The sequence below is a fragment of the Pseudomonas sp. CFBP 13711 genome (assembly GCF_014842265.1).
Lineage (GTDB): Bacteria > Pseudomonadota > Gammaproteobacteria > Pseudomonadales > Pseudomonadaceae > Aquipseudomonas.
On sequence record NZ_JACYVI010000003.1, the window covers coordinates 195,267 to 221,618 of the forward strand.

A 26,352-nucleotide genomic window follows, 5' to 3' on the forward strand; every position below is an offset into this window, starting at 1 on the left:
CGAAGTGATGACGCCCATGCTCAATTACCGACAGCTGCATTATTTCTGGGTCGTGGCCAAAACCGGCAGTATCGTCCGCGCCTGCGAGCAATTGAACCTCACGCCACAGACCATCAGCGGGCAAATCAGCCTGCTGGAGCAGACCTACGGCGTCGAGTTGTTCAAGCGTGTCGGCCGCCAGTTGGAGCTGACCGAAACAGGCCGCGTCGCCCTGCCCTACGCCGAGCAGATGTTCCAGCTCGGTGGCGAGCTCGAAGCGGTGTTGCGCGCACAGCCCGACGAACAGCAAATTCTCTTCCGCGTCGGCGTCGCCGATGTCGTGCCCAAATCCATTGTCTACCGGCTCATCGCGCCGAGCATGGCGCTCAATGAGCTGGTGCGCATCAGTTGCCGGGAGGACCAGCTCGAACGCCTGTTGGCCGACCTCGCCATTCAGCGCCTGGACCTGGTGATTTCCGACAGCCCGATGCCCTCTCATCTGGACATTAAAGGCTACAGCCAGAAGCTGGGCGAATGCGGCGTGAGTTTTTTCGCCACCCGCGCCCTCGCCGCCCTGTACGGCGAGAACTTCCCCCACGGCATGCAAGGCGCGCCGCTGCTGGTCCCAGGACAGCAAACGGTGGTGCGCAGTCGCCTGATGCGCTGGTTCGCCGAGCAGAATATCCAGCCGAAAATCGTCGGGGAGTTCGACGACAGCGCCCTGATGAAGGCCTTCGGCAAATCCGGCAGCGGGATTTTCATTGCGCCAAGCGTGATCGCCGATGAAGTGATCGAGCAATACGACGTCGAGCTGATCGGCCATACCGATGCCGTGACCGAGTCGTTCTACGCGATCTCGGTCGAGCGCAAGGTCAGGCACCCCGGCATCGTCGCGATTACCGAAGGCGCACGCCACCAGTTGTTCCCGGACTAGGCGTCGCAGGCTGCGGGGTTTGGGCGGACGGTCATCAGCAGCAGGGCCAGCAGAATCGACAGCAGAATGATGCCAGCCGCCGCGAAGCCCACACTGCCAAGGCCCAGATGATCGATCACGCGCCCGCCGATGATTGCGCCTATGCCGATGCCCAGATTGGCGCCGGCGATGTTCAACGAGGCGGCGAAGGCCGGGGCCTGTGGCGCGGCTTTCATCAAGCGGACGTGGCTGACCAGAAACAGCGCCGCCTGGGTTGCGCCCCACACGGCCAACGCCAGGGCCAGCGCAGGCAGGGAGTGCATGCTCGGCACCACCATGACCATGCCGCCGATCATGAAGGTACAGAAGGTCAGGCTGGCGATCAGTGGGTGGCGATCCACCAGCCGCCCGCCCAGTGAATTACCCAGCAAGCCCACCGCGCCGAAGCCCATCAGGCACCAGCCGACCACCGTGCCGTTGAAACCGGCGAGGCGTTCGAGCATGTCCGCCAGGTAGGTGTAGGCGGTGAACATGCCGCTGAAGACCAGCACTGACAGCAGCACGTGGCCCTGCATCAACGGGCTGCGCAGAATGCGGAACTGGCTGCGGAACGAGGCCTGATCCTTGTGCACGCTGCGGGGCAGGTAAATGTACAGCAGCAGCGCCTTGGCGAACGCCATCACCGCGAGGACGGCGAAGGCGCTGCGCCAGCCGATGGCGTCCGAGATCAAGGTGCCGACGGGGATACCGAACACCGTGGCGCAGACGATACCGAAACCGATCTTGGCAATCGCGCGGCCGGCGTGGTCAGGGCCAACGATGTCTACGGCGGTTTCGCTGGCCAGGGCCCAGAACACCGGCAGCCCGAGGGCCGGGATCAGCCGCGCGGCGGCCATCACCCAAATGTTGGGCGCCAGCGCGGCAACGGCGTTGGAGACGCCAAACATGATCAGCACCGAAATGAACAGGCGCTTGCGCTCGAAGCGCGAAAAATACGCGGTCAGGAACGGTCCGAAGCAGGCCACCGTGAAGGCGAACAGCGTGACCAGCAAGCCGGCCTGGGGAATGGTGACGGCCAGGTCGCGGGCGATGGCGGGAAGCAGACCGACGATGACGAACTCTGTGGTCAGCACGGTAAAACCCGCAGCCGACAGCAGGTAGATGGGGAAAAACATGAAATCTCCAGAACGACAAAACGACCGGTCCTCGCGGAGCGGTCGATCGGATGTGGCTTGAATCAGGACGCGGAGGGTAACAGCGCCGGGCGCCTGGGAGCCAGGCGCCCGACGAAATACGTGTCGCTGCCCGAGCAGAGCCGGGCAGCAAGGCCTGTCAGTAAGCGCCCATGTAGTCGCGCTTGCCGACTTCCACGCCGTTGTGGCGCAGCAGGTCATAGGTGGTGGTGACGTGGAAGAAGAACTGCGGCAGCGAGTAATGCAGCAGGTAGGTCTGGGTGCTCAGACGCTTTTCTTTATCGGTGCCAGGGCGCAGGACGATTTCCCGCGCTTCGTTGCCATCGACCTGTTCGGCCTTGATGGTGTCGAGGAACGCCAGCACTTTGGTCAGCAGCGCTTGCAGATCGGCAAAGGTGGTTTCGGTGTCTTCGTACTTCGGCGGCTCAAGACCTGCCAGTCGTGCGCCGGCGCCTTTGGCGAAATCAACGGCAATCTGCACCTGACGCACCAGCGGGAACATGTCAGGGAACAGACGCGCCTGCAGCAGGGCATCCGGCTGAATGTTCTTGGCGGTGGCGTGGGCTTCGCCTTTGGCCAGGACGGCGCTGAGGGCAGTGAGCATTTGCTTGAAGACAGGGATCGAAGCGGCGTAAAGAGAAAGGGTCATGGCAGTTCCTGGGGAAATGAGTCGCACGGAGGCGGACGCGAACGCGGCTTGTCTTTTACCTCATCCAGCCCCTACCCTCATAGCCTTTTCAACGCTTGGGGAATGGGTCATGTCTGACGAGCTGGATTCCGAAAACACCGTTGAAGCCTCGGATGCGCTGCAGCTGAGCGGCACCGAAGTGCGTATTTTGGGCTGCCTGATCGAGAAGCAGGCGACCCATCCCGAGACCTACCCCCTGACCCTCAACGCACTGGTGCTGGCCTGTAACCAGAAGACCAGTCGCGAGCCGGTGATGAACCTCACGCCCGGCCAGGTTGGCCAGAGCCTGCGCGCACTGGAAAGCCTGCAACTGACGCGTCTGGTCATGGGCAGCCGGGCGGACCGCTGGGAACACCGCGTCGACAAAACCCTGGAGCTGGTGCCGGCGCAACTCATCCTGACCGGCCTGCTGTTGCTGCGAGGCCCGCAAACCATCAACGAGCTGTTGACCCGCAGCAACCGCCTGCACGATTTCGAAGACACCGACGCAGTGCTGCATCAGCTTGACCGGCTCATTGGCCGAGGGCTGGCGGTGTTGATCCCGAAACAGGCAGGCCAGCGCGAAGACCGCTATATGCATGCGCTAGGTGATCCGGCTGACAGGGAGACAATGCTTGCCGCCCGCGCGCATCCGGCAGAGCGCAATAGCGGCGGCAGCCATTCAGGCAGCGCGGGCAGCTCGGCGATGGCGGAGAGAATCGAAGCCCTCGAAGCCCGCATCGCCGCCCTGGAAGAGCGGCTGGCATTGCTGGAAGGTTGAGAGCGGCTCCGAGGAATCCTAAGCCTGGTGCAAAACCTGTGGGAGCGAGCTTGCTCGCGAAGGGGCGGGTACATCCACTGCATGTGCAGCGGCGGATATACCGTCTTCGTGAGCAAGCTCACTCCCACATGTCCCCCGTCTGCCGCGCGACAGCGTGCTGCCTGAAGATCGGTAGTCAAGCACATCCTGGCGTTACCCAAGCGCAAGCATCAACCCCGCGCGAACCCCGCCGCTGCCTGATACTGCTCCTCGGTGGGCGTCACGCCGGTGTAAAGAATGAACTGCTCCAGCGCTTGTATCGCCGCGACCTGGTCACCGGTGATCAGGCGCTTGCCGAGGCGCTCGGCCTCGACAATGAACGGCGTGCGCGCCGGCGTGGCGACCACGTCAAACGCCGTGTCGGCCTGTTCGATGGCGGACACGTCGAAGGCCAGCGCATCGGCCTGATCGCCAGCCATCCCCAGCGGGGTGACGTTGACCAGCAGCGGTGGGCGCTCGCTGCCCAGTTCGGCTTGCCACGCGAAGCCGCAGGTCTGCGCAAGCGCCCTGCCCGCCTGCTCGTTGCGCGCCACGATCAGCCCGTCAGTAAACCCGGCGTCACGCAGGGCACAGGCGACGGCCTTGGCCATGCCACCACTGCCGCGTAAGGCAAAGCGGGTGCGCGGCACTTCATGGGTATCGACCAGTTGGGCGATGGCGATGTAATCGGTGTTGTAGGCTTTCAAATGGCCATCGGTATTGACGATGGTGTTGATGGATTGAATGGCGTCGGCAGACGCGTCCAGTTCATCGACCAGTGCAATAGAGGCTTCTTTAAACGGCATCGACACACCGCACCCGCGAACGCCCAATGACCGCATACCGGCAATGGCTGCGGGCAGGTCGTTCGGCGAAAAGGCCTTGTAATAGAAGTTCAAGCCCAACTGTTGATACAGGTGGTTGTGGAAGCGCACGCCGAAGTTGCCCGGGCGTCCGGCCAGCGACATGCACAACAGCGTTTCCTTACTGGCAGTTACCAACATGAAATCTCCCGAGTGGTATTAGAAGACGCCTGGGGAAAGGCGTAGAATCGCGACGCTCCGCCGAAAGTGGCAAAGCCATTGTCATTAAAAGTGTCGAATACCTTACACAAAATTTACGCAACGGCCTCGCAGATATTTCCGAAACCGTTGTCTGAGAAGTTATCCCGTGGCAGTGCCTGAGCGTAACGCAGGCTCGCGACAACGGGACTGAACACCGAGGAACAGTCATGATTCGTCAGATCCCCAAAGTTGCCTTGTTGTTAGGCGCCCTCGCCCTCGCAGGCCAGGCTGAAGCCCATGGCGGCGGCCCGGGCTGGGGTGGAGCCGCCGTGATCGGTGCGGTCGTCGGCGGTGTTGTCGGCGCGGCAGTGGCGTCCGGGCCGGTTTACGCAGCACCCGCTCCCGTGTACGCGGCCCCGGCGCCGGTTTATTACGCGCCACCGCCTCCACCGCCGGTTTACTACCAGCCGGCTTATGTCGTTGAGCGCCCGGTCGTCTACGCACCGCGTTACTACGGCCCGCCACGTTATTACGGCCCACCACCGGGCTATTACCACGGTGGCGGTCGCTGGTAACAGCGGTTTGCTCCTGAGCACAGGGCTGTCGATTCATGGTCGCCAGCCCTCACCCAACACAGCCCCCGCCTTCCCGGCGGGGTTTTTGTTTCAGGGGTATTGATGCCGGACCGCAGCACCGCTTTGCGCACGTGTCCCCATCACTGTCCCTACCCGCTCATCAATGACGACTATCGAGAGCGGTGATTTCTGCATCAACCGGTCGGGCCTTAAAGTAGCGCCATAGATTGTTGGAGGCACTTATGACCAAGGTTCAAATCATGTCGGTTGTCGGCAGCGCAGTTCCCCCTCAGCTTCGTAAGCGCGGTCTGTTGGCGTGCTGGTACCTGATGCAGAACGGCGAACCCGTCAGTGGTCCTTTGCCTTCACTGCCAGCGGCGCAGGCCCTGTCGCAGCAACTTGAATGCCGCTCACTCAACAGCTAACCCCTTATTCGCTCTTCCCTGTGAATCGTGCGTTGCTCCGCACACCCCTTTAGCCCGCCTCTTTAATGACGCGGGCTTTTTTTTGCGTGACGATCCGATGTTGAGGCGCAGCGCCGTTTAACAGCCAGGCCATAATCGGCAATTCGACCCGTTTAAATACAGGCTTTTTGGATCCGCCACCTGAACCTGACCTATACAACGGTGCTTTATTAGCGAAACCCCGCACCGCCCCATCGACAACTTCAGAAACTTGCTCCTAAAATGCGCCGAACTTGTTGTCGTGCTTGAAGAAAGTCCGACGTTCCACGCTATTTCCATCCTTTAGTGAGCTTTGCTCTTGAAAATTCGCCCAACCGTCATCGGCCTATTATTTGCACTTACAGGCTGCGCACTTTCCACTGCCGCATTTTCCACCACCGCACTGGCGAAAGAGCCGGCGGCGTTCAATCGCGACCCGGCCAATCTTCATCTGGCCTCCGGCAGCGCCATGATCACCGACCTGCAAACGGGTCAGGTGTTGTATGCGAGTAACCCCGACATCGTCGTGCCGATCGCCTCGGTGACCAAGCTGATGACCGCGATGGTCACCCTCGACGCCAAGCTGCCCATGGACGAGATGATCAAGGTCGACATCTCCCAGACCGCCGAAATGAAAGGCGTGTTCTCCCGGGTCAAGCTCGGCAGTGAGCTGAACCGCCACGACATGATGCTGATCACCCTGATGTCGTCGGAAAACCGCGCAGCGGCGAGTCTGGCCCACAGCTACCCGGGCGGCTATCCGGCGTTTATCCGAGCGATGAACGCCAAGGCCAAGTCACTGGGCATGAACCACACCGTGTACATGGAGCCCACCGGCCTGTCGGTGTACAACGTTTCCACCGCGCGGGACCTGACCAAGCTGGCCCTGGCCGCACGCAACTACCCGATGCTGCGCGAGCTGAGCACCACGCCGGAGAAAACCGTGACCTTCCGCAAGCCGAATTACATCCTCGGCTTCAGCAACACCGACCATCTGGTGCGTAAATCCAACTGGGACATCAAGCTGACCAAGACCGGCTTCACCAACCAGGCGGGTCACTGTCTGGTGCTGTTGACCAGCATGGCCAATCGTCCGGTGTCCGTGGTCATTCTCGACGCCTTCGGCAAATACACCCACTTCGCCGATGCCAGCCGCATGCGCTTGTGGATGGAAACCGGCAAGAGCGGCCCGGCGCCGGAAGTCGCGCTGCAGTACAAGAAAGAAAAGAATCAGGTGATGAGGCAGAAGGGTTTGCAGGCGTCGGAATAAGACGTCGCGCAACGTTCAGTGGGAACCCGCCGGGTTCCCGCTGATCACTGACTCGCCCGCGCCATGCGCTTGAGTATCACCACCATCCCCACGCCCAGCCCGGCCATGCCGACCAGCAACGCCGGGTAGCTGATCCACCACGCAATGGGCGTGGTCATCATGCTGTATTCCGACATCCCGCCAATCCCCGCCACCAGATTCAATGGCAAGAACACCACGTTGATCAACGTCAGCTTGCGCAGCAGGTTATTGGTGTTGTTGTTGACCAGATTGCCCCGCGCATCCATCAAACTCGCGAACACCGTGGAGTAGATGTTCGCCTGTTTGTGGCACTGCTCGTTCTCGATAATCATGTCTTCGATCAGGGCCAGGCTGTCGCCGGAAAACTGATGCTTGTGGGCGTGATTGCGCAGGCGCGTCAGCACCGAGCCGTTGCTGTCGATGGCGTTGATGTAATAGACCAGGCTTTCGCTGAGGTTGAACATCTGCACCAGATGGCGGCTGTCCATCGACGCATTGAACTGCTGCTGCAATTCCCGGGCGATCATCTTTATCACCTTGAGGTGACCGAGATAATGATGGATGTTATGGAACAGCACCTCCAGCAACACGTCCAGCAGCGTGTGCATCGGCCGGTGCTGCCCCAGGTCGCTGATCTGCTTGCTGTCGGCACAGATCAGCACCATGTGATGGGGGCTGAGCAGCACCCCGAACGACGACACGTCGAAGGAAAACGTGTCCTTGCCCGAGTAGTTTTCCGGGCGCTTCCAGATCATGAACAGCGCGTCCGGATGAAACTCGATGCGCGACACCTCGTCGGGGTCGAGCGCCGAGGCCAGAGCGTGGTCGTCGAGGTTGAAGCGCTCCAGCAGCAGCGTCTTTTCGGCGGCGTCCGGGTCGCTGAACCAGAGCACGCTGGCTTCGGCTTCGGCGCATTCCCGTAACCTGCCCGCCTCCAGGCGGTGGCCCTTGATCACCGGCCTAACCCGCCAGACCGCGACGTTTGATGTCGAGGCGGCGAATGAACTCTTCCAGCACGAGCGCGTACAGATCGTCCTGCAGCCAGGCGTCTTCGATGCCGGCGTCGAGGTTGGGGTTGTCGTTGACTTCGATGACCACCACGCGATCGCCGGACTGCTTCAAGTCGACGCCATACAGCCCGTCGCCGATCAGGTTGGCAGTCTTCACCGCCAGATCCACCACGGCCTTTGGCGCGTCGTGAACCGCGAGCGTGCGGCACTCGCCGTTGATTTCCGCATCGATGGCCTTGTGGTTGTAAATCTGCCAATGCCCCTTGGACATGAAGTACTGGCAGGCGAACACCGGTTTGCGATTGAGCACGCCGATGCGCCAGTCGTATTCGGTGTAGAGGTATTCCTGGGCCAGCAACAGCACCGAATGCTCAAACAGTTCCCGCGCCGCTTCCTGCAATTGCTGCGCGTCCTGCACTTTGATCACGCCCTTGGAAAAACAGCCATCGGGGATTTTCAGCACCAGCGGAAAGCCAAGCCTTGCCGCGACGTGCTCCAAGTCATCCGGTCGCTCCTTGTAAAGGATTTCCGTGGCCGGCATGCCCAGCTTGTGGCTTTTGAGCAGGTCGGTCAGGTAGACCTTGTTGGTGCAGCGCAGGATCGACGCCGGGTCATCCATCACCACCAACCCTTCGCTCTCGGCCTTCTTGGCGAAGCGGTAGGTGTGGTTGTCGACGCTGGTGGTCTCGCGGATCAGCAGCGCGTCGTATTCGGCTAGCCGCGAGTAATCCTTCTTCTCGATCAGCTCGACGTCCACGCCCAGTTGCTGGCCGACGCGGATGAAATTATCCAGCGCCTTGCGGTTGGACGGCGGCAACGCCTCCTGCGGGTCATGCAGGATCGCCAGGTCGTAGCGATAGGTGCGGGGGGAACGGGGCTGGCGCCAGATCTTGCGGCTGAAACTGTCGAGAGACTGAGCGAACTGGTCCTGCTGGTGATCACGCAGGCGGGTCAAGGCGCCGGTTTTGATGCCGACGATGTGCCAGTTGTCGCGCTTGCGAAACTCCACCAGCAGGATCGGCGCCGGAAACGCCTCGAACAGTTGACGGGCAAGGTCCTGCAACGGAGCGAGATCGGTCTGACCGAAATACAGGCTCAGGGTGAAGCCTTCGGTTTCGTCATACGGATGGTCACGCAGTGCGTGTTCGAGGCGCTTGTCGAGGTCATCCAGGGCCAGGCCGTAAAGGGATTTGCGGGTCAGCTCGCTGATGGTTTTCACCGACGGAATCACGTGGTGACCCCGGGCTTCGGCCAGCAGCGAGCAGTAATAACCGTGACCCAGGTAACGGTAACTGCGGCACAGGTTGATCACCTGCACCCGCTGACCGGCAGTGTTCTGGGGCGGATTTTCCAGGTAGTCCTGGGCGCTGATCAAGTGTTCGCTGGGCAAGTAAGACGACCAGTCTTCAAGCCGCTCCACGACAATCAACAGTTGGCTTCGGGTTGAAACAGGTTTCAGCGGATTGACATTAAAAGTTGCCGAACGCTGAGGTTGTGCTGATACTTCGTCGGTCTTCACCGGCACCGCATTCATGAGTTGATCCTTCGGGAAACAGTCCTTTCTATAAAACATGGCTTTGTAGAAATGTCCCGTTTCGTTACTCACTCTTTACGGTGTCGGACATGAACTTTATATATCGCCTCGCCCAGCCTGCCGATGTGGATGAACTGTTGGTGCTGGAAAACCAGTGCTTCGAATCCGATCGCCTGAATGCGCGCAGCTTTCACTGGATGGTCACGCGGGCCAATGCGCGATTGATCGTCGCGCTATGCGATCAGGCCGATCAACGCCTGGCCGGTTACGCGCTGGTGCTGTTCCATCGCGGCACGTCCCTGGGCCGGCTTTACTCCCTGGCGATCAGCGACGATGCCCGGGGCCAGGGCCTCGGACAGCAACTGCTGGCCCAGGCCGAACAACATGCCCTTGAGCGTGAGTGTGCCTATTTGCGGCTCGAAGTCCGCCCGGACAATGCCCCGGCGATTCGCTTGTACGAGCGCAACGGCTATCGCCTGTTCGACCGCATTGACGACTACTACGAAGACCACGCCCCGGCGCTGCGCTACGAAAAACGCATCCGCGAACACGCCACCGGCGTTGCCCGTCACGTGCCCTACTACCCGCAAACCCTGGACTTCAGCTGCGGCCCGGCGTGCCTGTTGATGGCGATGAAAGCCCTGCAACCGCCACGCGCTATGCAGCGTCACGAGGAGCTGCAGATCTGGCGCGAAGCGACCACGGTGTTCATGACTTCAGGCCACGGCGGTTGCAGCCCGCAAGGTTTGGCGCTTGCCGCGCTGCGCCGGGGGTTCGAGGTCGGCCTGCAGGTGTCGGTGCGCGGGCCTTTGTTTCTGGCTGGAGTGCGCAGCGAAGAAAAGCGAGAAGTCATGCGCCTGGTGCATGAGGAATTCAGCCGCGAGCTGGCTGAAAGCACGGTCCGTCAACTGGGCAGTGCGCCGCTCAATCTCTGGCAGCTGCAAAAGGACAACGGCCTGGCGCTGGTGCTGATCAGCAGCTATCGGTTGACCCGTTCCAAGGCACCCCACTGGGTGCTGGTCACCGGTTGCGATGATGACTTCGTGTATTTGCACGACCCCGATATCGATCACAGCCAACAGCGTCAGGCCATGGACTGCCAATACATGCCGGTCAGCCACAAAGAGTTCGCCGGCATGAGTTGCTTTGGCGCCGACAAACTTCGCGCGGCGGTGGTTCTTTATCCCCAGGGGCAGGCGCCTATATAAACGGCGTCAGGCAAGGCGCCGTTTGCGTAAAGATCCCGTCGTATTGATTGCAGTTGCACCGGCAAAAGGAATGAATAGTCGCTCGGCCTTTGGGCGACTTACTGGATGAGCGTGATGGATAACTCGGTAATCGGTTTGATAATTCTTTCGGTGATTGCGCTGTTTGGCGTGTCGGCGTTCTACTTTGATTTTGTTCATCCGCACCGCGAGGGCAAGCACCCGCAGAAATGATGAGCGACGCCCCGACGGATTATTTTTCTTTTCCCACTTGATCGATCAGGGCGTAACGCCAACGACCCGCTAAGCTTGAACCGTTGACGCTTGCTTTGCACATCGCTCGGGGGAGTTGAAACATGCTCATCAAATGGGTACTGGCTGCGTTGCACCTGCTGGCGTTCGGTTTTGCCATAGCGGCGGTGCTGGCGAGGGGACGGGCGTTGCGGCGGTTGCGCACGGATGATCCGCGATCGTTCAGGGATGTCTTCGTGGTCGACAATATCTGGGGCGTCTCAGCAGGGGTTCTGCTGATCACCGGGGCGTTTCGGGCGTTCGGCGGGCTGGAAAAAGGCTCGTACTACTACCTGCATCAGCCACTGTTTCACCTGAAAATGGCGGCGTTCGTGGCCATGCTGGCGCTGGAAGTGGTGCCGATGTTCGCGCTGATCAAATGGCGCATCGCGTTCAAGAAGAACCAGACGATTGATACGTCCCTGTCCCGGCGGTTCGCGCGAATCAGCCATATGGAGGCGCTGCTGATGGTCATCATCGTCATCGCCGCCACGGGTATGGCGCGGGGAATCTTGTTGAGCTGAGGCCTGAGCCGATGCCCAGACCTCCAGCGGTCAGGTCACCCAGAAAAACATCAGGGTCAGGTTCGCGCCCGAGATCAGTCCGAACAGTCCCCAGGCCAGGGTTTTGGTCAGGCGGCTGTTGGCGAACGGGCCCATCAATTGCGGGTCGCTGGTGAAGCGGATCAGCGGCCACAGTGCGAACGGTAACTGCAGGCTGAGGACGACCTGGCTCAGCACCAGCATCTTGCCCACCGCACCATCGCCAAACCAGATCACCCCGACGAACGCCGGAATCAGCGCCAGCCCGCGCGTCGCCAGGCGGCGTTGCCAGCACGGGATCTTGGCTTTCAGAAACCCCTCCAGCACCACTTGGCCGGCGATGGTCCCGGTGAACGTCGAGCTCTGCCCCGCCGCCAGCAGCGCGACACCGAATAACACGCTGGCCACGGCGCCGCCCACCAGCGGATCGAGCAGGTGGTAGGCGTCCTGAATTTCCACGATATCGGTGTGGCCAGTGCCGTGGAACGCGGCAGCCGCCAGGATGAGGATGGCCGCATTGATTATCAGCGCCAGGCTCAAGGAGGCAATGGTGTCGACCCGGGCGTAACGAATGGCGCTGGCCTTACTTTCGGTCGAGGTGCCATTGACCCGGGTCTGCACCACCGATGAATGCAGGTACAGGTTATGGGGCATCACCGTCGCACCGAGAATCCCGATGGCGATGTACAGCGGCTCTTGATTGCTCAGCATCTCCCACGACGGCTTGAGCCCCGCCACGACGTCCGGCCAGAACGGTTTGATCAGCACCAGCTCGATGAAAAAGCACGTCGCGATGGTCGCGATCAGCCCCAGCACAATGGCTTCCAGACGGCGGAAATTGGCGCCCTGCAAAGCCAGCACGATGACCGTGTCGAATGCCGTCAGCGCCACCCCCGTGGTAATCGACACCCCCAGCAGCAAGTGAAACGCCAGCGCGGCACCCAGCACTTCCGCCAGATCGGTCGCCAGGATCGACAGTTCGGCGAGAATCCACTGGCCCATGCCGACCCGGCGGCTGTAGTGCTCGGAGGACAGCTGCGCCAGATCGCGGCCGGTGGCGATGCCCAGGCGTGAACACAGATTTTGCAGCACCATGCCCGACAGACTTGCCAGCACCACCACAAACAGCAGCGAATAACCGAAGCGCGAGCCGGCTTCGATGGCGGTGGCCCAGTTGCCGGGGTCCATGTAGCCGATGGAGATCAACAGGCCGGGGCCGACGAACAGCATCAGCTTGCGCAGGAAAGACGCATTGGCGGGAATGGCGACGCTGTCGGTGGTTGCCGACGGGCAAAATGGCGCGGTGGCAGTAGTCGGGAGTTTGTACTTCACGGGAATCCGAAACGTGGTGGCGGTCAGCCCCGGAGCTTAAACGCGCAGAAATGTTTTGTCTTGAATCTCTGGGGCACTAACATGCTGCGTCTCACCGATCCGGAAAAAACAATAATGCATGCCGCTTCTGACAGCCCCGATAACGCCCGCCCGACCCAGGACGGACTCGACCCGATACGCGCGGCGCGGATTTCCGCCCGCATCGACCGCCTGCCCGCCGTCGCCACGATCTGGAAACTGGTGGCGCTGCTGTCCATTGGCGGCTTCTTCGAACTTTACGATCTGTTCCAGACCGCCTACATCAGCCCCGGCCTGATCCGCGACGGGCTGTTCGCCACCGGGGCGCAGGGCGTGTTCGGCTTTTCCGATCAGGCAGCGTTCGCGTCGGCGACCTTTCTGGGGCTGTTCCTCGGTGCCAGCCTGCTGAGCCCGATCGCCGACCGATACGGCCGCCGCGCGATCTTCACCTTCGCGTTGATCTGGTACACCGTCGCCACGGTGCTGATGGGCATACAGACCTCCGCACTGGGCATCATCTGCATGCGCTTTCTGGTGGGCATCGGCCTGGGCATCGAACTGGTGACCATCGACGCGTACCTCTCGGAACTGGTGCCCAAGCGGATGCGCAGCGCGGCGTTCGCCTTCGCGTTTTTCGTGCAGTTCCTGTCGGTGCCTTCAGTGGCATTGATGTCCTGGTGGCTGGTGCCACAGGACCCGTTCGGCATCGCCGGCTGGCGCTGGGTGGTGTTGGCCAGCGCCGTGTTCGCGCTGTTCATCTGGTGGCTGCGCTCGCGCCTGCCGGAATCACCACGCTGGCTGGCGCAACACGGCCGCTTCAGCGAGGCGGAAAAGATCATGGACGACCTCGAAGCCCGCTGCATCAAGGACCACGGTCAGGCCCTGGACGAACCGGAAACCCATAATGTGGCGGTCGAAGGCAAAGGCCGTTTCGCCGACATCTGGCAACCGCCCTATCGCCGTCGCGCGCTGATGCTGATTGTGTTTCATGTGTTCCAGGCGATCGGCTTTTTCGGTTTCGGCAACTGGCTGCCTGCGTTGCTTTCGGGTCAGGGCGTGAGCGTGACCCACAGTCTGGCGTATGCCTTCGTGATCACCCTCGCCTATCCGCTCGGGCCACTGTTGTTCGTGAAATTCGCCAACCGGTTCGAGAACAAATGGCAGATTGTCGGCTCGGCGTTGGGCTCGATGATCTTCGGCACGCTGTTCGCGCAACAGAAGACGGCGGCGGGGCTGATTTTTTGCGGGGTGATGATCACGTTCTGCAATGCGTGGCTGAGTTTCAGTTATCACTCGTACCAGAGTGAGTTGTTCCCGACCAACATCCGCGCCCGCGCGGTGGGGTTCTGTTATTCGTTCAGTCGTCTGTCGACGGTGTTCAGCAGTTTGTTGATCGGATTGTTCCTGGATCACTTTGGCACGCCAGGGGTGTTGACGTTCATTGTGATGAGTATGTTGATTGTGATCATCACGATTGGCGGGTTTGGGCCGAAGACCCGGAATCTGGCGCTCGAAGATATTGCTCATCGATAGGGTTCGCGGTGCGGCTGAGAGAAGATCAAGAGCGTCTGCCTGGGGGCAGACTGTTTCGCCTTCGGCGAGTTACTTGGAAAAGCACCCCAAGTAACCAAGGGTGCTTGCTCTCGGTTTGGCCCTTCGTTCCTCAGGGTTCCTTCACTCCGGTCTCGCTCCGTGGGCCCGCTGCCATCCGCCATCCATGGCGGGGGGCAGCTCTCGCCGCATCCATGCGGCTCGGCCCACTCCACGAGACCTGCGTTCAGCCTGCACCCAAGTCGCGATTGGCGTCGTCTGGGAGTTTTGTGTTTGAAGATCAAAAGCAGATCAAGGGCTAAGGACTTGTGGGAGTGAGCTTGCTCACGAAGGGTCCGGTACATCCATCGGATATCTGGTGTTTGAGATAAAGCATTCGCGAGCAAGCTCGCTCCCACAGGTAGGCGGTACAGTCAGCAAGATTGTTGGCGGCTGGGCTGGCCTCTTCCCGGCTAAAGCCGGTCCCACTGAATGCACGCGGTTTCCTGTAGGACTGGCTTTAGCCGGGAAGCCTTTGATCTGCTTTTGATCTTGATCTTCATACGCAAAAGGCTCAAACGACACAAAACGCGACTTGGGTGCAGGCTGAACGCAGGTTTCGCGCAGTGGGCCGAGCGGCATGGATGCCGCGAGAGCCGCCCCCCGCCATGGATGGCGGATGGCGGCGGGCCCACGGAGCGAGACCGGAGTGAAGGAACCCTGAGGAACGAAGGGCCAAACCGGGAGCAAGCACCCTTGGTTACTTGGGGTGCTTTTCCAAGTAACTCGCCGAAGGCGAAACAGTCTGCCCCCAGGCAGACGCTCTTGATCCTAAGGATCTTGATCCGAAAAAACCTACCGAATCCCCAGTCGCCGGGCCAGGCGACTGAGGTTAGCCCGATCAACACCCAGCTCCCGCGCCACGTCCGCCCATTTCCCCTGATGCCGCTCCAGCGCCTCGCTGATCAACCGCTTCTGAAACCCGTCCACCGCCTCCTTCAACCCCTCCCCCGGCTGAATCACCGGCATGGCGCCGTGCACCTGCGCCAAAGCAGGTGCCGCCACCCGCAACTCATCAAGCCCCAACACCTCCGCTTCGATCGTCAGAATCTGCGGCCGCTCGCCGTGCCCCGACAGCGCCTTGAGCACCGCGCGGCTGATCAGATGCTCCAGCTCCCGCACGTTCCCCGGCCATGGGTACGCCAACAGCACCGCCTGTGCCGCCGGGCTCATGCGCAAACTGCGCAGCCCCATCCGCGCCCGGTTCTCCTCCAGAAAATACCCCGCCAGCAGCAACACATCGCGACCCCGTTCGCGCAACGGCGGCACCACCAACGGGTAAACGCTCAGGCGGTGATAGAGATCCGCGCGGAAGCGACCGGCGCGTACCTCTTCCGCCAGATCACGGTTGGTCGCGGCGATGATGCGCACGTCCACGCGATGCTCCTGATCAGACCCGACCCGCTGCAACTGGCCGCTCTGCAACACCCGCAGCAACTTCGACTGCACCGGCAGCGGCAGCTCACCCACCTCATCGAGGAACAACGAACCGCCGTGGGCCAGCTCGAATTTGCCGCTGCGCCCACTGACCGCGCCGGAAAACGCCCCTTTGACGTGGCCGAACAACTCGCTTTCCACCAACAGCTCCGGCAGCGCGGCGCAGTTGAGGCTGATCAGCGGCTTTCGTGCCCGGGGTGACTGCAGGTGAATGGCCTCGGCGACCAGCTCTTTGCCCACACCGGTTTCGCCGGTAATCAAGACCGTCAGCGGGCTGTTGCCCACCAACTGGATTTCCTGCTGCAAACGCTTGTGCACCGGGCTTTGGCCGATCAGCTCCCGGGGCCCGCGTCCGCCTGCGGCACGTTTGTACACCTCGACCAAGTGGCGTTGATCCTCAAAGCCGCGCGCCAGTTGGCTGATCCGCTCGCTGGCCATCACGGTGGCCGCCGCCAGGCTGGCGAACGCCTGGAGATCGCCCAGATCAACCCGGCCAAAGCGCGCCGGATCAACAGAATCCAGCGTAATCACCCCCCACAGCGTGTTCTGCACATACAGCGGGCAGCCGAGGCAATCGTGCACCTCCAGATCGCCATGCACGCCTTCGACCAGCCCGTCATAAGGGTCCGGCAGGTCGCAGTCGGTGGAAAAACGCGTGGGTTCGCGGTTTTGCAGAATGATGTCCAGCCGCGGGTGCTCCCCCAGCCGGAATCGTCGCCCCAACGTGTCCGGGCTCAAGCCCTCGACGGACAAGGGCACCAGCACCTCATCCTCCCGCTTGAGCAACGCCACGGCGTCACACGGAAAAAGCTGGCGCAGCGACCGCAGCAACCGGCGGTAGCGCTCATCGTCCGGCAGGTCCCGGGACAGGTCGGCAACCAGCGGAATCAGCGCCAGCAGCAAAGGATGGGTCATGGAAGCTCCCGGTCATGGCATGGGAAAGGGGTGCAAGGGCCGAGTCATTATGACTGCGATGTGAGTCGAAACGACAGCGCCATCCCGAGGTCAGCCTCTGGCGCTGCCCCTGGGAGCACGCTTAATCCAGACAGACGTGAATCGACGAATTGAATACGGCACTAAACCGTCACTCTCGAGAAGTCATTAGTTAGTCGCCAATTCCCCGGCAGCGCTCGGCTTATTAACGAGAAACAATCCCGCAGACTTACCTAAAAAACACGCCATTTTATTCTGACGCCACTTCGCCGACGTGCCGGGCGAGCCCCTTTAATTTAAATGAAGTTGTGAAAATCCTATTTTGTTTATAGTTCTGTGACCCTACAGGAGCACTCACTATGGCCAGAATTCAGGGACGAGTTCTCGAAACTTCCCCACCGTTGGTAGTTGATCTAGACGGCACGTTATTGCGCTCGGATCTGCTCATGGAAACGGCCATGGCGTTTGTTCGAGGCCAGCCGCTGAAAGCCCTGAAAATGCTGGGGTGGCTGTTCAAAAGCAAGGCCGCGCTCAAGGAAGGCCTGGCCCTCAACTCCGAAATAGACGTATCAGTGCTCCCGTACGATCCGCAGATCCTCGAGATGATCCAGCGCGAACGCGACACCGGCCGGATGGTGGTGCTGGCGACGGCGAGTCATGTAAGCCTGGCCGAGCGCATCGCCGAACATCTGCAGTTATTTGATCTGGTGCTGGCCTCCAATACCAACCGCAACTTGTCCGGCAACAACAAGCGCGACCTGTTAGTTGCGCACTTCGGCGAGGGCGGTTTCGATTACGTCGGCAACTCGAAAGATGATTTGCCCATATGGGATGTGTCCCGCCACGCCTATGTGGTCAACCCCGATCGCGGGGTGGAAGCAAAAGTAAACGCGCAAGTGCGCGTCGAACCGACCATTCATAGCAACACGCCAAGCCTGCGGGACTGGCGCAGGGCCCTGCGCCTGCACCAGTGGCTGAAAAACGCGCTGATCTTCGTGCCGCTGCTGGCGTCCCATCGCCTGGCGCAATTCGAGCTGATGCGCGACGGGGTCATCGCCTTCCTCTGCTTCGGCCTGTGCGCTTCCAGCGTCTACATCCTGAACGACCTGCTGGACCTGTGCGACGACCGCCACCACAAGAGCAAATGCAACCGGCCGTTCGCCAGTGGGCGTCTGTCGATCAAGACCGGGCTGGTGATGGTGCCGACGCTGCTGGCGCTGGCCTTTGGCGCCGCGCTGTTGCTCCTGCCCTGGCAATTCTCGGCAGTGATGGCTGCCTACTACGGCCTGACGCTGACGTATTCGCTGAGGCTCAAACGCCTGATGGCCTGGGACGTGATTGCCCTGGCGATGCTCTACACCGCGCGGATCATTGCCGGCGTCGCGGCGTTCAGCCTGACCCTGACGTTCTGGATCCTCGCGTTTTCGATGTTCATCTTCCTCAGCCTGGCGATGGTCAAGCGCTACGCCGAGCTGCGCGATGCCCGCGCCCGGGAGGTGAACACCCTCGCCCGCGGCCGCGGTTACCACCCCGGCGACCTGGACATGATCGCCTCGCTGGGGGCGTCGTCGGGTTATCTCGCGGTGATGGTGCTGGCGCTGTACATCCAGGACGCGAAAACCACCGAGCTGTACGTCACGCCGCACATCATCTGGCTGGCCTGCCCGCTGCTGCTGTTTTGGGTGACGCGGGTGTGGATGCTGACCCATCGCGGGCAGATGAACGAAGACCCAGTGGTGTTCGCCATCCGTGACCGCACCAGCCAACTGATCGGCGCCGCATTTCTGATGATGTTCTGGATCGCCGCATGAGCGCACCGTTGTATTCCTGGGGACGTTTCCCCCGTCGACCGCAACGCGGTCACGGCTGCGTGTGGCTGGACGAACTGCCGGCGCAGATGGACCGCGTGATCGGCGCCCACCGCAGCAGCCTGCCCTACGGCAACGGCCGCAGCTACGGCGACAGTTGCCTGGCCACCAGCGACGAAGTGCTGCACATGCGCTCGCTCGACCGGCTGATCGAGGCCGACTGGACCACCGGCGTGATCAAGGCCGAAGCCGGCATCACCCTGGCGGAAGTGCTGGCCGTGGCCATCCCCCAAGGCTGGTTTTTGCCGGTGACGCCCGGGACTCAGTTCGCCACGCTGGGCGGCGCCATCGCCAATGACGTTCACGGCAAGAACCATCACGTGCGCGGCACCTTTGGCCGTCATGTGCTGGGCTTCGGCCTGTTGCGCCATGGCGAGCCGGAAGTGACGTGCTCGCCTGATGCCCACCCCGACCTGTTCGCCGCCAGCATCGGCGGCCTCGGCCTGACCGGGGTCATTCACTGGGCGCAGATTCAGCTGATGCCGATCCGCGCCAGCCAGATCGACACCACCACCGTGCGCTTCGCCAATCTGGCCGAGTTTTTTGCGCTGTCGACCGAGCTCGACGCGCGTCATGAGTACAGCGTTGCCTGGGTGGACTGCCTGGCCAAGGGCGCCGAGACCGGACGCGGGGTGTTCATCGTTGGTGATCACGCGCAGTACGGCTCCCTCGACGTCGGTCAGCGCAAGAAGCTCAGCGTGCCGCTGACGCCGCCGGTGTCGCTGATCAACAAAGTCTCCCTCAGCGCCTTCAACAGCCTCTACTGGCGCCTGCACCCCTGCCAGCGCAAGCAGGGCCGCAGCGCTTACGAACCCTTCTTCTACCCCCTCGACGGGATCCTGCACTGGAACCGTATTTATGGCCGCCGGGGGTTTCAGCAATACCAGTGTGTGGTGCCTGCGGCGAACGCCGAAGCGGCCATGGGCGAACTGCTGCGCACCATCGCCGACGCCGGCCAGGGCTCGTTCCTCGCCGTGCTCAAGCGCTGTGGCGACATTGCCTCGCCGGGTCTGCTGTCGTTCCCGCTGGAGGGCACTTCGCTGGCGCTGGATTTTGCCCAGAGCGAGGCGCTGGAAAACGTTCTGTTCCCACGTCTGGACGACATTGTTCGCGCTGCCGGCGGGCGGTTGTACCCGGCCAAGGACGCCCACATGAGTGGCGCCGATTTCCGTCGTGCCTACCCCGCCTGGGAGCAGCTGGAAGCGCTGCGCGATCCCTCTTTGATGTCCCGTTTCTGGAGCCGTGTGATCCTATGAAAACTGCCGTGAAGAAAGTCCTGATCATCGGCGCCACCTCCGCCATCGCCAGTGCCTGCGCGCGGCTGTGGGCCACGGAGGGCAGCGATTTTTTCCTCGTGGCGCGCAACGTCGAGAAGCTGCAGCAGACCGACGCTGACCTCAAGGCGCGCGGGGCGAGCAACGTCACGCTGCACGAGATGGACGCCAACGACATCGAGGCGCACCCGCTGATGATGGGGCGCTGCCTGACCGCCCTGGGTCAGATCGACATCGCCCTGATCGCCCACGGCACGTTGCCGGACCAGAAGGCCTGCGAGCGCGACGTGCACATGGCCCTGAAGGAATTTGCCAATAACTGCACCTCGGTGATCGCCCTGCTGACCGTGCTGGCGATGCAGTTCGAGACCCAGCGCTGCGGCAGCCTGGCGATCATTTCTTCGGTGGCGGCTGACCGAGGCCGCCCTTCCAATTACCTCTACGGCAGCGCCAAGGCGGCGGTGTCGACCTACTGCGAAGGCTTGCAGGCGCGGCTGTTCAAGGTCGGCGTGCACGTCACCACCATCAAGCCGGGCTTCGTCGACACGCCGATGACCCAGGGCCTGTCGTTGCCGGCAGCCTTGCTGGCGCAACCGGCGCAGGTTGCCCAGCGCATCGTCAAGGGCATCGCCAACAAAGTGCCGACGCTGTACGCACCGGGTTTCTGGGCGCTGATCATGCTGGTCATTCGTTCGATTCCGCAGCCGGTGTTCAAGAGGCTGAATCTATGAGCGAAGCCGTGACAGAGCCTTCGCACCTGTCCGGCTGGCGCTACCGGGCGGTGGTGCTGTCGGTGGTCGGTTCGGCGCTGGGGTATCTGGGCTTTTCGCTGTGGGGCGGCTGGCAGGCGGTGGGCGCCGCGGTGAGTGAGGTCGGATTGGTCGGCATCGGCATCGCGCTGCTCATGTCGTCTGTGAATTACGGGCTGCGCTTTGTCCGCTGGCAGACCTACCTGAAGGTGCTCGGCCATCCGATGCCGTGGCGGCCGAGCCTGAACATTTATCTGGCCGGCTTTGCCCTGACCACCACGCCGGGTAAGGCCGGTGAAGCCTTGCGCGGCGTGCTGCTGAAACGCTGGGGCGTGCCCTACCCGCAGAGCTTCGCGGCGTTTTTCAGCGAACGGCTGTCGGACCTGTTTGCGGTGGTGTTGCTGACCCTGTTCGGCCTGTCGCTGTACCCCCAGGCGTGGCCGATGATCGTGGTCGGCGTGGCGCTGGTGGCGGTCGGGCTGGTGGTGCTGTCGCAACGTCGCCTGCTTGAGCGGATCACCGAAACAGTGCCGGCCGGTGGCGGCAAGGTGCTCGGGCTGCTGCGCCATCTGCTGCAGGTGCTGGTGCATGCGCAGCAATGCCATCGCCTGCGCCTGATGCTCGGCCTGACCGCCCTCAGCGTCGCCGCCTGGAGCGCCGAGGCCCTGGCGTTCGACTGGATTCTGAAATGGATGGGCGCCGACATCTCGCTGACCTTCGCGGTGTTCGTCTACGCCCTGGCAATGCTGGCCGGCGCCGTGAGCTTTATGCCCGGCGGGCTGGGGGGCGCGGAGGCGGTGATGGTCGGGCTGCTGGTGTGGAAAGGCATGAACAGCGCCGACGCCGTGGCCGCCACCGTACTGATTCGGCTGGCGACGCTGTGGTTCGCCGTGGCCATCGGCGCGGTGATGCTGATCAAGCTCAAAAGCGAGGCATCGGCGCCTCGGGCTCAACCGATTCAATAACGCTTTTCGACGGGATTAAGGGACAGGAGTGCAAGTCATGGTGGCAGCAGTACGTTATCGAGCGTTGTTTGGCATTCCCCTGTTGCTGGCGGTGGCCGCCGTCCTCTGGAGTTTTCTGGCCTCCAGCGGACCGATTCAGTGGATGGACAACGGCATCTTCATCGCCGACGCCTCGCAGGGCCGCTACTTCAGCGAAACCCTCGGGCCGCTGGATCACCCGCTGTACCTGTTCGTCACCACGGCGCTGTTCGCGAATTTCGGCCCGTTGGTGCTGAGTTTCATGAACTCGATGCTGCTGATCCCGCTGGGCTGGGCGATCTTCCGTCTGGCCAAGGGCGTCGGCGCCACGTCGCAGCAGGCCTTGCTGGCGATTGCCGCTGCGGTGTTGTGCCATTGCGTGTTCTGGGTTTCGACCAAGGCCGAGGTTTACCTGCTGCACACGCTGCTGGTGACCCTGGCGTACATGGTGCATTTTCGCGATAAATCGCGTCTGGGCCTGCTCACCGCGTTGTTCGTCATCGGCATCCTCACCGGACTGGCTGCGGCCATTCATCAACTGACGTTCATCGTGCTGTTCCCGCTGTATGTGCAACTGGTGTGGCAGCACAGGGCGCGGGTTCTGGTGACGATTCCGGGGTTTGTGCTGGGCTTTGCGGTGGCGATTCCCGGTGTTCTGCAGGAGATGCAGAACGGCCTGAGCCTGATCGATATCGGCCATCGTTACCTGATCGGCATCCCCGACAACCCCACCGAGCAAAGCTGGCAGGGCTCGCTGTTTCGCTTCGACGACATGTGGCACGAAAAGAACTCAGTGGCGCTGCTGCTGCTGTCGTTGCTTGGCCCGCAACTGGTGGCGCTGGTGCTGTTCCCCAGAAGCCGGCGCCTGCGACTGTTGTGGTGCGCGGCGGTGCTGAACTTCATCTTTGCGGTGTCGTACAACGTCACCGATCGTTTCACGTTTTTCCTGCCGGGTGCGGTCCTGTTGAGCATCATCGGCGTGATCCATGTGCAGGCGTGGCTGGCGCGTCGCAAGGCCGCCGTGGTCGCTTACGCGCTGCCCTTCAGCGGCCCGGTGACCATTCTGGCGGTGTACGCGATTTACGCCAGCGGCGCCGTTGCGCTGCCGACCCACAAGGAAGCGCTGCCGTTCCGTGACGATATCCATTACTTCATGGCGCCGTACTTGCGGGATCGCTCGGCGGAAGCCTTCGTGCACAGTTACGAACAATCGGCTCCGGAAGGCGCGCTGATCGTCGCCGACTGGACGCCCAACGGTGCGCTGCGCTCGGCGCAGGCCAGCGGGTTGCTCAAGGGTCGAACGATAGCGCTGTGTGAAGGCGCGCAGGACATCGAGTCCTATTTGAACGGCCCCGGGGCCTTCCTGGCGCGGACCAGCTACTGCTCGAGCATTTCCGATCGCTTTGATCTGCAGACGTTGGCGGTGGGATACGAGCTGCGCGCGAAATAGCCAAACCTGAGTGATCGTGGATGACCGTTCGTCGGGACGAATGCACCTCTTGCATTCCCCGACTGACCAATAGGTATCCATGACAACAAAGGGATTCACATCATGATCAAGACAAAATTGACTGCCCTGACACTCGCTGGCCTGATGGCTGTTGCTACTGGCTCCGCATTTGCAGGTTCCACAGGCCCAACCGATCCGATCGACAAGAACGGTCCTAAGCCAAGCACCTCCACCAGCGGTCAGAGCAGCGACGGCAGCTCGCCAGGCACGTCGACCCCAGGCACCAAAGGTATGGGCAGCACCAACGGCACCAACCGCACCGACGCTGATGGCGGTGGCATGACCAACGGTAACGGCATGGGCGGCAGCGGCGGCGGTACTGGCGGTGGCGCAAGCGGGTCCAGCGGCAGCAAGTAGTCGCTGTTGTGATGATCGTGTGCCCTTGAGCGCGATTGCGCCAGGGCGACGCTAAATACGATGAAGGGCCGAATGTGATTCGGCCCTTTTTTCGTTTCTGGGGATCAGCCATTGGTCCCGTGATCTCCTGGGCAATTGGACGTAGCCGCGTTGCATCGGCGGGCTTAGCGTAGTAGTCATCAATCGCTGCCGGATGATCCGCTCATGAAACCCCTCAATCTCCTCACCGCCCCGCTCTGCTGGCTGGCCTTCGCCGGCTTGCTGTCCGTGGGGAGCATCCAGGCCCACGATGCCGAGCAGGAAAAGGTCACCGTGCTGGAAGAGCACCCGATGCTCAATGCACCGGGCAAAAAAGCTATGGTCCTGACCGTCGATTACACGCCGGGCCAGGCCTCCATCGCCCACAGCCACAGCGGCAGCGCGATCGCTTACGTGCTGGAAGGCGAAGTGATCTCGAGAGTCAACGACGGCAAGGCGATCACCTATAAGGCGGGCCAGACGTGGTACGAGCCGGCTGGCTCCAAGCACTTCGAATCGCGAAACGCCAGCGCCACCCAGCCTGCGAAGTTGCTGGTGTTCATTCTGCTGGACGACAAGGCTGACATCCTCACACCGCTGCCAAAGTGATGCCGCTGTCCCGTGGGACCGGCTTTCGCCAGGAAGGCGCCGGCCGTCACACCGCAAAAGCCGGCAGAGAAACCCGGGGCTAAATTTTCCGCCGCCGCTGTCGATACGCTATTCGTAGAGCCCGAAATGTCGGGTCGGACCGGATCAGTGAAAGGCACAGGTATGTACACAAACATTTTTCTGCTGGTAGAGCATGGCCGCGATCAAGGTGAAGTTTCTGTTTTGGGCTGGTTCGATGACGAACGCGCCGCGCAGGACACCGCCGAGGCCATGGAGTGGAAAGCGTATCGCGATGAAGCCAAGCGTCATCACCAGTGGTCGAGTCAGCCCTTGCTGCCGCCGGACCAGAATCCTCATCGACGATTCTGGGTCAAAGGCATCTCCAAATTCAGCCACACTCCGGCACCCCGTTCGTGGGCGGTGCATTAATCCCTGTTGAGCAGAAACTCAGCGCAGCGGGCACCGCCAAGGTGCCCCGCTTCTGGCAATGTCCAGCTCCTCGACCTGTGTGACATCGCGGGGATTGCCTAGCGGTTTTTTTGGGTATTGATGAAGTTCAGAAAATCCTGGGAGGGCAATGCTTTCGAGTACAGCCAACCTTGAGCGTAATCTACCTTATGCATTCGCAGGTAATCTGCTTGATGGGGGCTCTCGACCCCCTCGGCAACAATGTCCAGACCCAGTGTTTTAGCCATTGCAATAATATGCGTCACCACCGAGCTGGACGCTGAAGATTTATCGATGGCGTCCACGAAAGATTTATCTATCTTGAGCACATTGACAGGAAGGCGCTCCAGATATTGCAAACTGGAGTACCCCGTACCAAAGTCATCGATGGCTATCTTGAACCCCAGCGCCCGAGCTCTTTCAAGTGTCGCGACGGCCGATTCAACATCAATGAAGCCTCGCTCAGTTGCCTCTATCCATATTTGACTGTTGTCAATCATGGAGCCTTTCAATGCATGATCAAGCGTGTCAAGAAAACGCCCGGATTTAAGATCATCTCCACATATGTTGATGGCGACATGAAGATGACGGTTATCTCGCAGAAGTTGCGCCATGTCTCTGATGACGCCCTGGATGACTTGGTCAGTGATGGGCAAAATCAGCCCTGTTTCTTCAGCCAGCGGAATGAACTGATCAGGGGCCACAACCGTTCCGTCCGGCCTCAGCCATCGGACCAATGCCTCGGCCCCTGTACATTGTTCAGTTTCAAGATCAATGATCGGTTGATAGTGAACAGTGAACTCCCGCTGGGCGATTGCGATCTGCATCTCCGCCATCGGCGAGAGTCTGATGCGCATGATTCGGATGACGGATAGCACGACGACGAAACCGATACCTATGCCAATCGGCAGCATCCAGGCCAGCTCGCTGTAAAAGCTTGTGTCGACGCTGGTAATGGGCTCCATCACAAGCGCGGACCAGTCGTCCTGAGTGGAAGCCGCATGGAGATAGTCTTTATTATTTCGATCTTGACTTGATGCAAGTCGGGAAATCGTCTTTTCATCCGCGCCCCGAGAGATATTCACTAACTGACCTTGGTAAAAAACCCCGAGCTGCATTCGATCATCCAGAATGATGTCGCTCAGCCTTTCTGCATTTATAAGTACGTTGTAGGCACCACGATGGATGATCGTAATCGGCTGGATCCCGTGGTCACGCGGGATGAGGCGAACATTGATTTTATAGCCTCCCGCATCGGTATAGGTCGACGTCGTCGATCCAGACAGTATCGAAGTGACTCCCCATGAGGTACAAGCAAGCGACCCTTGCTCAAGATAATCAATTTCTTCCACCGCACGGGTGTTCACGGTCGCTTTTCGCATCAACGAAATATGCTCGGGAGAGCACGGAGTTCCGGACCAGTTCTCCATGTCCGATATAACGTTGAGTCCTTGCTGCAATGACAAACTAATATTTTTGAGAGCCCGCTCGGAGTAGGTCTCCAAATGCGTTCGTTCTTTGGCCAGGGCCCTTTCCCAGGAAATGTAAGCCATCGTTATCATGGGCAAAACAGCCCCTATCAGCCCTGACAGGGTGGCTATTATGATGACTCTTGATTTACGCATTCCCTTGCCTCAAAAAATGGACTCATCCTTTCCCGATGATCATGACCTGGCGTTCGGAGTGTGATTTATCCTGGACTACCGGGCAAGGAGGCGCGGAAGGTTTTGCCACCCGAACACTTCGCGCCGACGTTCTTTCTGCGCTCTCAATGCAAAACG

At 61.0% G+C, this 26,352-nt stretch carries 24 protein-coding genes; 16 read left to right on the forward strand and 8 right to left on the reverse strand.

All coding sequences use genetic code 11. The features are described 5' to 3' along the window. Positions 1-16 precede the first annotated feature (16 nt). Positions 17-913, forward strand: coding sequence for a transcriptional activator NhaR (gene nhaR / locus IFT47_RS07950; RefSeq protein ID WP_192172471.1), 897 nt, complete (start codon positions 17-19; stop codon positions 911-913). Here the strand turns inward: nhaR and IFT47_RS07955 are convergent. Further along, positions 910-2,067: an MFS transporter gene (locus IFT47_RS07955; protein ID WP_192172470.1), complete on the reverse strand. Its 1,158-nt coding sequence runs from the start codon at positions 2,065-2,067 to the stop codon at positions 910-912. The genes nhaR and IFT47_RS07955 overlap by 4 nt on opposite strands. 157 nt (positions 2,068-2,224) lie before the next feature. Then, a complete protein-coding gene (locus IFT47_RS07960; protein ID WP_192172469.1) occupies positions 2,225-2,734 on the reverse strand; it encodes a DUF1993 domain-containing protein in 510 nt (169 codons plus the stop codon). A 109-nt stretch (positions 2,735-2,843) separates the two neighbouring features. On the opposite strand from IFT47_RS07960, the gene IFT47_RS07965 reads away from it, so the two are divergent. After that, the gene (locus tag IFT47_RS07965) at positions 2,844-3,533 is read left to right on the forward strand and encodes a YceH family protein (protein WP_192172468.1); all 690 of its coding nucleotides are present in this window, start codon (positions 2,844-2,846) and stop codon (positions 3,531-3,533) included. 209 nt (positions 3,534-3,742) lie between these two features. On the opposite strand, the gene IFT47_RS07970 is transcribed toward IFT47_RS07965, so the two are convergent. Next, positions 3,743-4,555 (reverse strand): shikimate 5-dehydrogenase, encoded by an 813-nt coding sequence (locus tag IFT47_RS07970; RefSeq protein WP_192172467.1) that lies wholly within the window; start codon positions 4,553-4,555, stop codon positions 3,743-3,745. A 227-nt stretch (positions 4,556-4,782) separates the two neighbouring features. On the opposite strand from IFT47_RS07970, the gene IFT47_RS07975 reads away from it, so the two are divergent. The 3 genes from IFT47_RS07975 to pbpG all read left to right on the forward strand — a co-directional run bounded on the left by IFT47_RS07975 (position 4,783) and on the right by pbpG (position 6,843). Then, entirely contained in the window at positions 4,783-5,130 is a 348-nt protein-coding gene (locus tag IFT47_RS07975; RefSeq protein ID WP_192172466.1) for a hypothetical protein, read from the forward strand. A gap of 242 nt (positions 5,131-5,372) precedes the next feature. Next, the gene (locus IFT47_RS07980; protein WP_192172465.1) at positions 5,373-5,555 is read left to right on the forward strand and encodes a hypothetical protein; all 183 of its coding nucleotides are present in this window, start codon (positions 5,373-5,375) and stop codon (positions 5,553-5,555) included. Between the two features lie 331 nt (positions 5,556-5,886). Then, positions 5,887-6,843 (forward strand): D-alanyl-D-alanine endopeptidase, encoded by a 957-nt coding sequence (gene pbpG / locus IFT47_RS07985; protein WP_407073228.1) that lies wholly within the window; start codon positions 5,887-5,889, stop codon positions 6,841-6,843. Positions 6,844-6,887: 44 nt separating this feature from the next. Here the strand turns inward: pbpG and IFT47_RS07990 are convergent, their stop codons facing one another. Both IFT47_RS07990 and IFT47_RS07995 read right to left on the reverse strand, forming a co-directional pair. Continuing rightward, on the reverse strand, positions 6,888-7,820 hold the full coding sequence (locus tag IFT47_RS07990) for a magnesium transporter CorA family protein (RefSeq protein WP_192172463.1): 933 nt from the start codon (positions 7,818-7,820) through the stop codon (positions 6,888-6,890). Positions 7,821-7,824: 4 nt separating this feature from the next. After that, positions 7,825-9,408 carry a RimK family protein gene (locus IFT47_RS07995; RefSeq protein ID WP_192172462.1) on the reverse strand — a complete coding sequence of 528 codons (1,584 nt, stop codon included), beginning with the start codon at positions 9,406-9,408 and terminating at the stop codon, positions 7,825-7,827. Between the two features lie 89 nt (positions 9,409-9,497). Between IFT47_RS07995 and IFT47_RS08000 the strand changes: the two genes are divergently transcribed. Beyond that, positions 9,498-10,616 (forward strand): GNAT family N-acetyltransferase/peptidase C39 family protein, encoded by a 1,119-nt coding sequence (locus IFT47_RS08000; protein WP_192172461.1) that lies wholly within the window; start codon positions 9,498-9,500, stop codon positions 10,614-10,616. Positions 10,617-10,969: 353 nt separating this feature from the next. Further along, a complete protein-coding gene (locus IFT47_RS08005; protein WP_192172460.1) occupies positions 10,970-11,428 on the forward strand; it encodes a DUF2214 family protein in 459 nt (152 codons plus the stop codon). Between the two features lie 30 nt (positions 11,429-11,458). Here the strand turns inward: IFT47_RS08005 and IFT47_RS08010 are convergent, their stop codons facing one another. Further along, positions 11,459-12,778: an Nramp family divalent metal transporter gene (locus IFT47_RS08010; RefSeq protein ID WP_192172459.1), complete on the reverse strand. Its 1,320-nt coding sequence runs from the start codon at positions 12,776-12,778 to the stop codon at positions 11,459-11,461. Between the two features lie 114 nt (positions 12,779-12,892). Here IFT47_RS08010 and IFT47_RS08015 point away from each other — a divergent pair, with 114 nt between their 5' ends. Beyond that, a complete protein-coding gene (locus IFT47_RS08015) occupies positions 12,893-14,329 on the forward strand; it encodes an MFS transporter (RefSeq protein ID WP_192172458.1) in 1,437 nt (478 codons plus the stop codon). 852 nt (positions 14,330-15,181) lie between these two features. Here IFT47_RS08015 and norR read toward each other — a convergent pair. Further along, positions 15,182-16,738 carry a nitric oxide reductase transcriptional regulator NorR gene (gene norR, locus IFT47_RS08020; protein ID WP_192172457.1) on the reverse strand — a complete coding sequence of 519 codons (1,557 nt, stop codon included), beginning with the start codon at positions 16,736-16,738 and terminating at the stop codon, positions 15,182-15,184. Between the two features lie 377 nt (positions 16,739-17,115). On the opposite strand from norR, the gene IFT47_RS08025 reads away from it, so the two are divergent. From IFT47_RS08025 to IFT47_RS08060, 8 genes are all read left to right on the forward strand, one after another. Then, positions 17,116-18,567 carry a UbiA family prenyltransferase gene (locus IFT47_RS08025; protein ID WP_192172456.1) on the forward strand — a complete coding sequence of 484 codons (1,452 nt, stop codon included), beginning with the start codon at positions 17,116-17,118 and terminating at the stop codon, positions 18,565-18,567. Continuing rightward, a complete protein-coding gene (locus tag IFT47_RS08030; protein WP_192172455.1) occupies positions 18,564-19,880 on the forward strand; it encodes an FAD-binding oxidoreductase in 1,317 nt (438 codons plus the stop codon). Before IFT47_RS08025 ends, IFT47_RS08030 begins: the two co-directional genes overlap by 4 nt. A gap of 8 nt (positions 19,881-19,888) precedes the next feature. Then, complete coding sequence (locus IFT47_RS08035; RefSeq protein ID WP_192172628.1) at positions 19,889-20,629, forward strand: SDR family oxidoreductase; 741 nt, start codon at positions 19,889-19,891, stop codon at positions 20,627-20,629. Between the two features lie 8 nt (positions 20,630-20,637). Continuing rightward, a complete protein-coding gene (locus IFT47_RS08040; RefSeq protein WP_407073230.1) occupies positions 20,638-21,612 on the forward strand; it encodes a lysylphosphatidylglycerol synthase transmembrane domain-containing protein in 975 nt (324 codons plus the stop codon). 37 nt (positions 21,613-21,649) lie between these two features. Continuing rightward, complete coding sequence (locus IFT47_RS08045) at positions 21,650-23,080, forward strand: DUF2723 domain-containing protein (RefSeq protein ID WP_192172453.1); 1,431 nt, start codon at positions 21,650-21,652, stop codon at positions 23,078-23,080. Between the two features lie 102 nt (positions 23,081-23,182). After that, on the forward strand, positions 23,183-23,497 hold the full coding sequence (locus IFT47_RS08050; protein ID WP_192172452.1) for a hypothetical protein: 315 nt from the start codon (positions 23,183-23,185) through the stop codon (positions 23,495-23,497). Between the two features lie 204 nt (positions 23,498-23,701). Next, a complete protein-coding gene (locus IFT47_RS08055) occupies positions 23,702-24,124 on the forward strand; it encodes a cupin domain-containing protein (protein ID WP_192172451.1) in 423 nt (140 codons plus the stop codon). A 162-nt stretch (positions 24,125-24,286) separates the two neighbouring features. After that, positions 24,287-24,553 carry a hypothetical protein gene (locus IFT47_RS08060; RefSeq protein ID WP_192172450.1) on the forward strand — a complete coding sequence of 89 codons (267 nt, stop codon included), beginning with the start codon at positions 24,287-24,289 and terminating at the stop codon, positions 24,551-24,553. Between the two features lie 98 nt (positions 24,554-24,651). Here the strand turns inward: IFT47_RS08060 and IFT47_RS08065 are convergent, their stop codons facing one another. Further along, positions 24,652-26,196: an EAL domain-containing protein gene (locus tag IFT47_RS08065; protein ID WP_192172449.1), complete on the reverse strand. Its 1,545-nt coding sequence runs from the start codon at positions 26,194-26,196 to the stop codon at positions 24,652-24,654. Positions 26,197-26,352 lie beyond the last annotated feature (156 nt).

Excerpts from the sequence above, each read along its gene's own strand:
- nhaR (WP_192172471.1), top strand. The coding sequence starts at position 17 with ATGCTCAATTACCGACAGCTGCATTATTTCTGGGTCGTGGCCAAAACC.
- IFT47_RS07955 (WP_192172470.1), bottom strand. The coding sequence starts at position 2,067 with ATGTTTTTCCCCATCTACCTGCTGTCGGCTGCGGGTTTTACCGTGCTG.
- IFT47_RS07960 (WP_192172469.1), bottom strand. The coding sequence starts at position 2,734 with ATGACCCTTTCTCTTTACGCCGCTTCGATCCCTGTCTTCAAGCAAATG.
- IFT47_RS07965 (WP_192172468.1), top strand. The coding sequence starts at position 2,844 with ATGTCTGACGAGCTGGATTCCGAAAACACCGTTGAAGCCTCGGATGCG.
- IFT47_RS07970 (WP_192172467.1), bottom strand. The coding sequence starts at position 4,555 with ATGTTGGTAACTGCCAGTAAGGAAACGCTGTTGTGCATGTCGCTGGCC.
- IFT47_RS07975 (WP_192172466.1), top strand. The coding sequence starts at position 4,783 with ATGATTCGTCAGATCCCCAAAGTTGCCTTGTTGTTAGGCGCCCTCGCC.
- IFT47_RS07980 (WP_192172465.1), top strand. The coding sequence starts at position 5,373 with ATGACCAAGGTTCAAATCATGTCGGTTGTCGGCAGCGCAGTTCCCCCT.
- IFT47_RS07995 (WP_192172462.1), bottom strand. The coding sequence starts at position 9,408 with ATGAATGCGGTGCCGGTGAAGACCGACGAAGTATCAGCACAACCTCAG.
- IFT47_RS08000 (WP_192172461.1), top strand. The coding sequence starts at position 9,498 with ATGAACTTTATATATCGCCTCGCCCAGCCTGCCGATGTGGATGAACTG.
- IFT47_RS08005 (WP_192172460.1), top strand. The coding sequence starts at position 10,970 with ATGCTCATCAAATGGGTACTGGCTGCGTTGCACCTGCTGGCGTTCGGT.
- IFT47_RS08015 (WP_192172458.1), top strand. The coding sequence starts at position 12,893 with ATGCATGCCGCTTCTGACAGCCCCGATAACGCCCGCCCGACCCAGGAC.
- norR (WP_192172457.1), bottom strand. The coding sequence starts at position 16,738 with ATGACCCATCCTTTGCTGCTGGCGCTGATTCCGCTGGTTGCCGACCTG.
- IFT47_RS08025 (WP_192172456.1), top strand. The coding sequence starts at position 17,116 with ATGGCCAGAATTCAGGGACGAGTTCTCGAAACTTCCCCACCGTTGGTA.
- IFT47_RS08030 (WP_192172455.1), top strand. The coding sequence starts at position 18,564 with ATGAGCGCACCGTTGTATTCCTGGGGACGTTTCCCCCGTCGACCGCAA.
- IFT47_RS08045 (WP_192172453.1), top strand. The coding sequence starts at position 21,650 with ATGGTGGCAGCAGTACGTTATCGAGCGTTGTTTGGCATTCCCCTGTTG.
- IFT47_RS08050 (WP_192172452.1), top strand. The coding sequence starts at position 23,183 with ATGATCAAGACAAAATTGACTGCCCTGACACTCGCTGGCCTGATGGCT.
- IFT47_RS08055 (WP_192172451.1), top strand. The coding sequence starts at position 23,702 with ATGAAACCCCTCAATCTCCTCACCGCCCCGCTCTGCTGGCTGGCCTTC.
- IFT47_RS08060 (WP_192172450.1), top strand. The coding sequence starts at position 24,287 with ATGTACACAAACATTTTTCTGCTGGTAGAGCATGGCCGCGATCAAGGT.
- IFT47_RS08065 (WP_192172449.1), bottom strand. The coding sequence starts at position 26,196 with ATGCGTAAATCAAGAGTCATCATAATAGCCACCCTGTCAGGGCTGATA.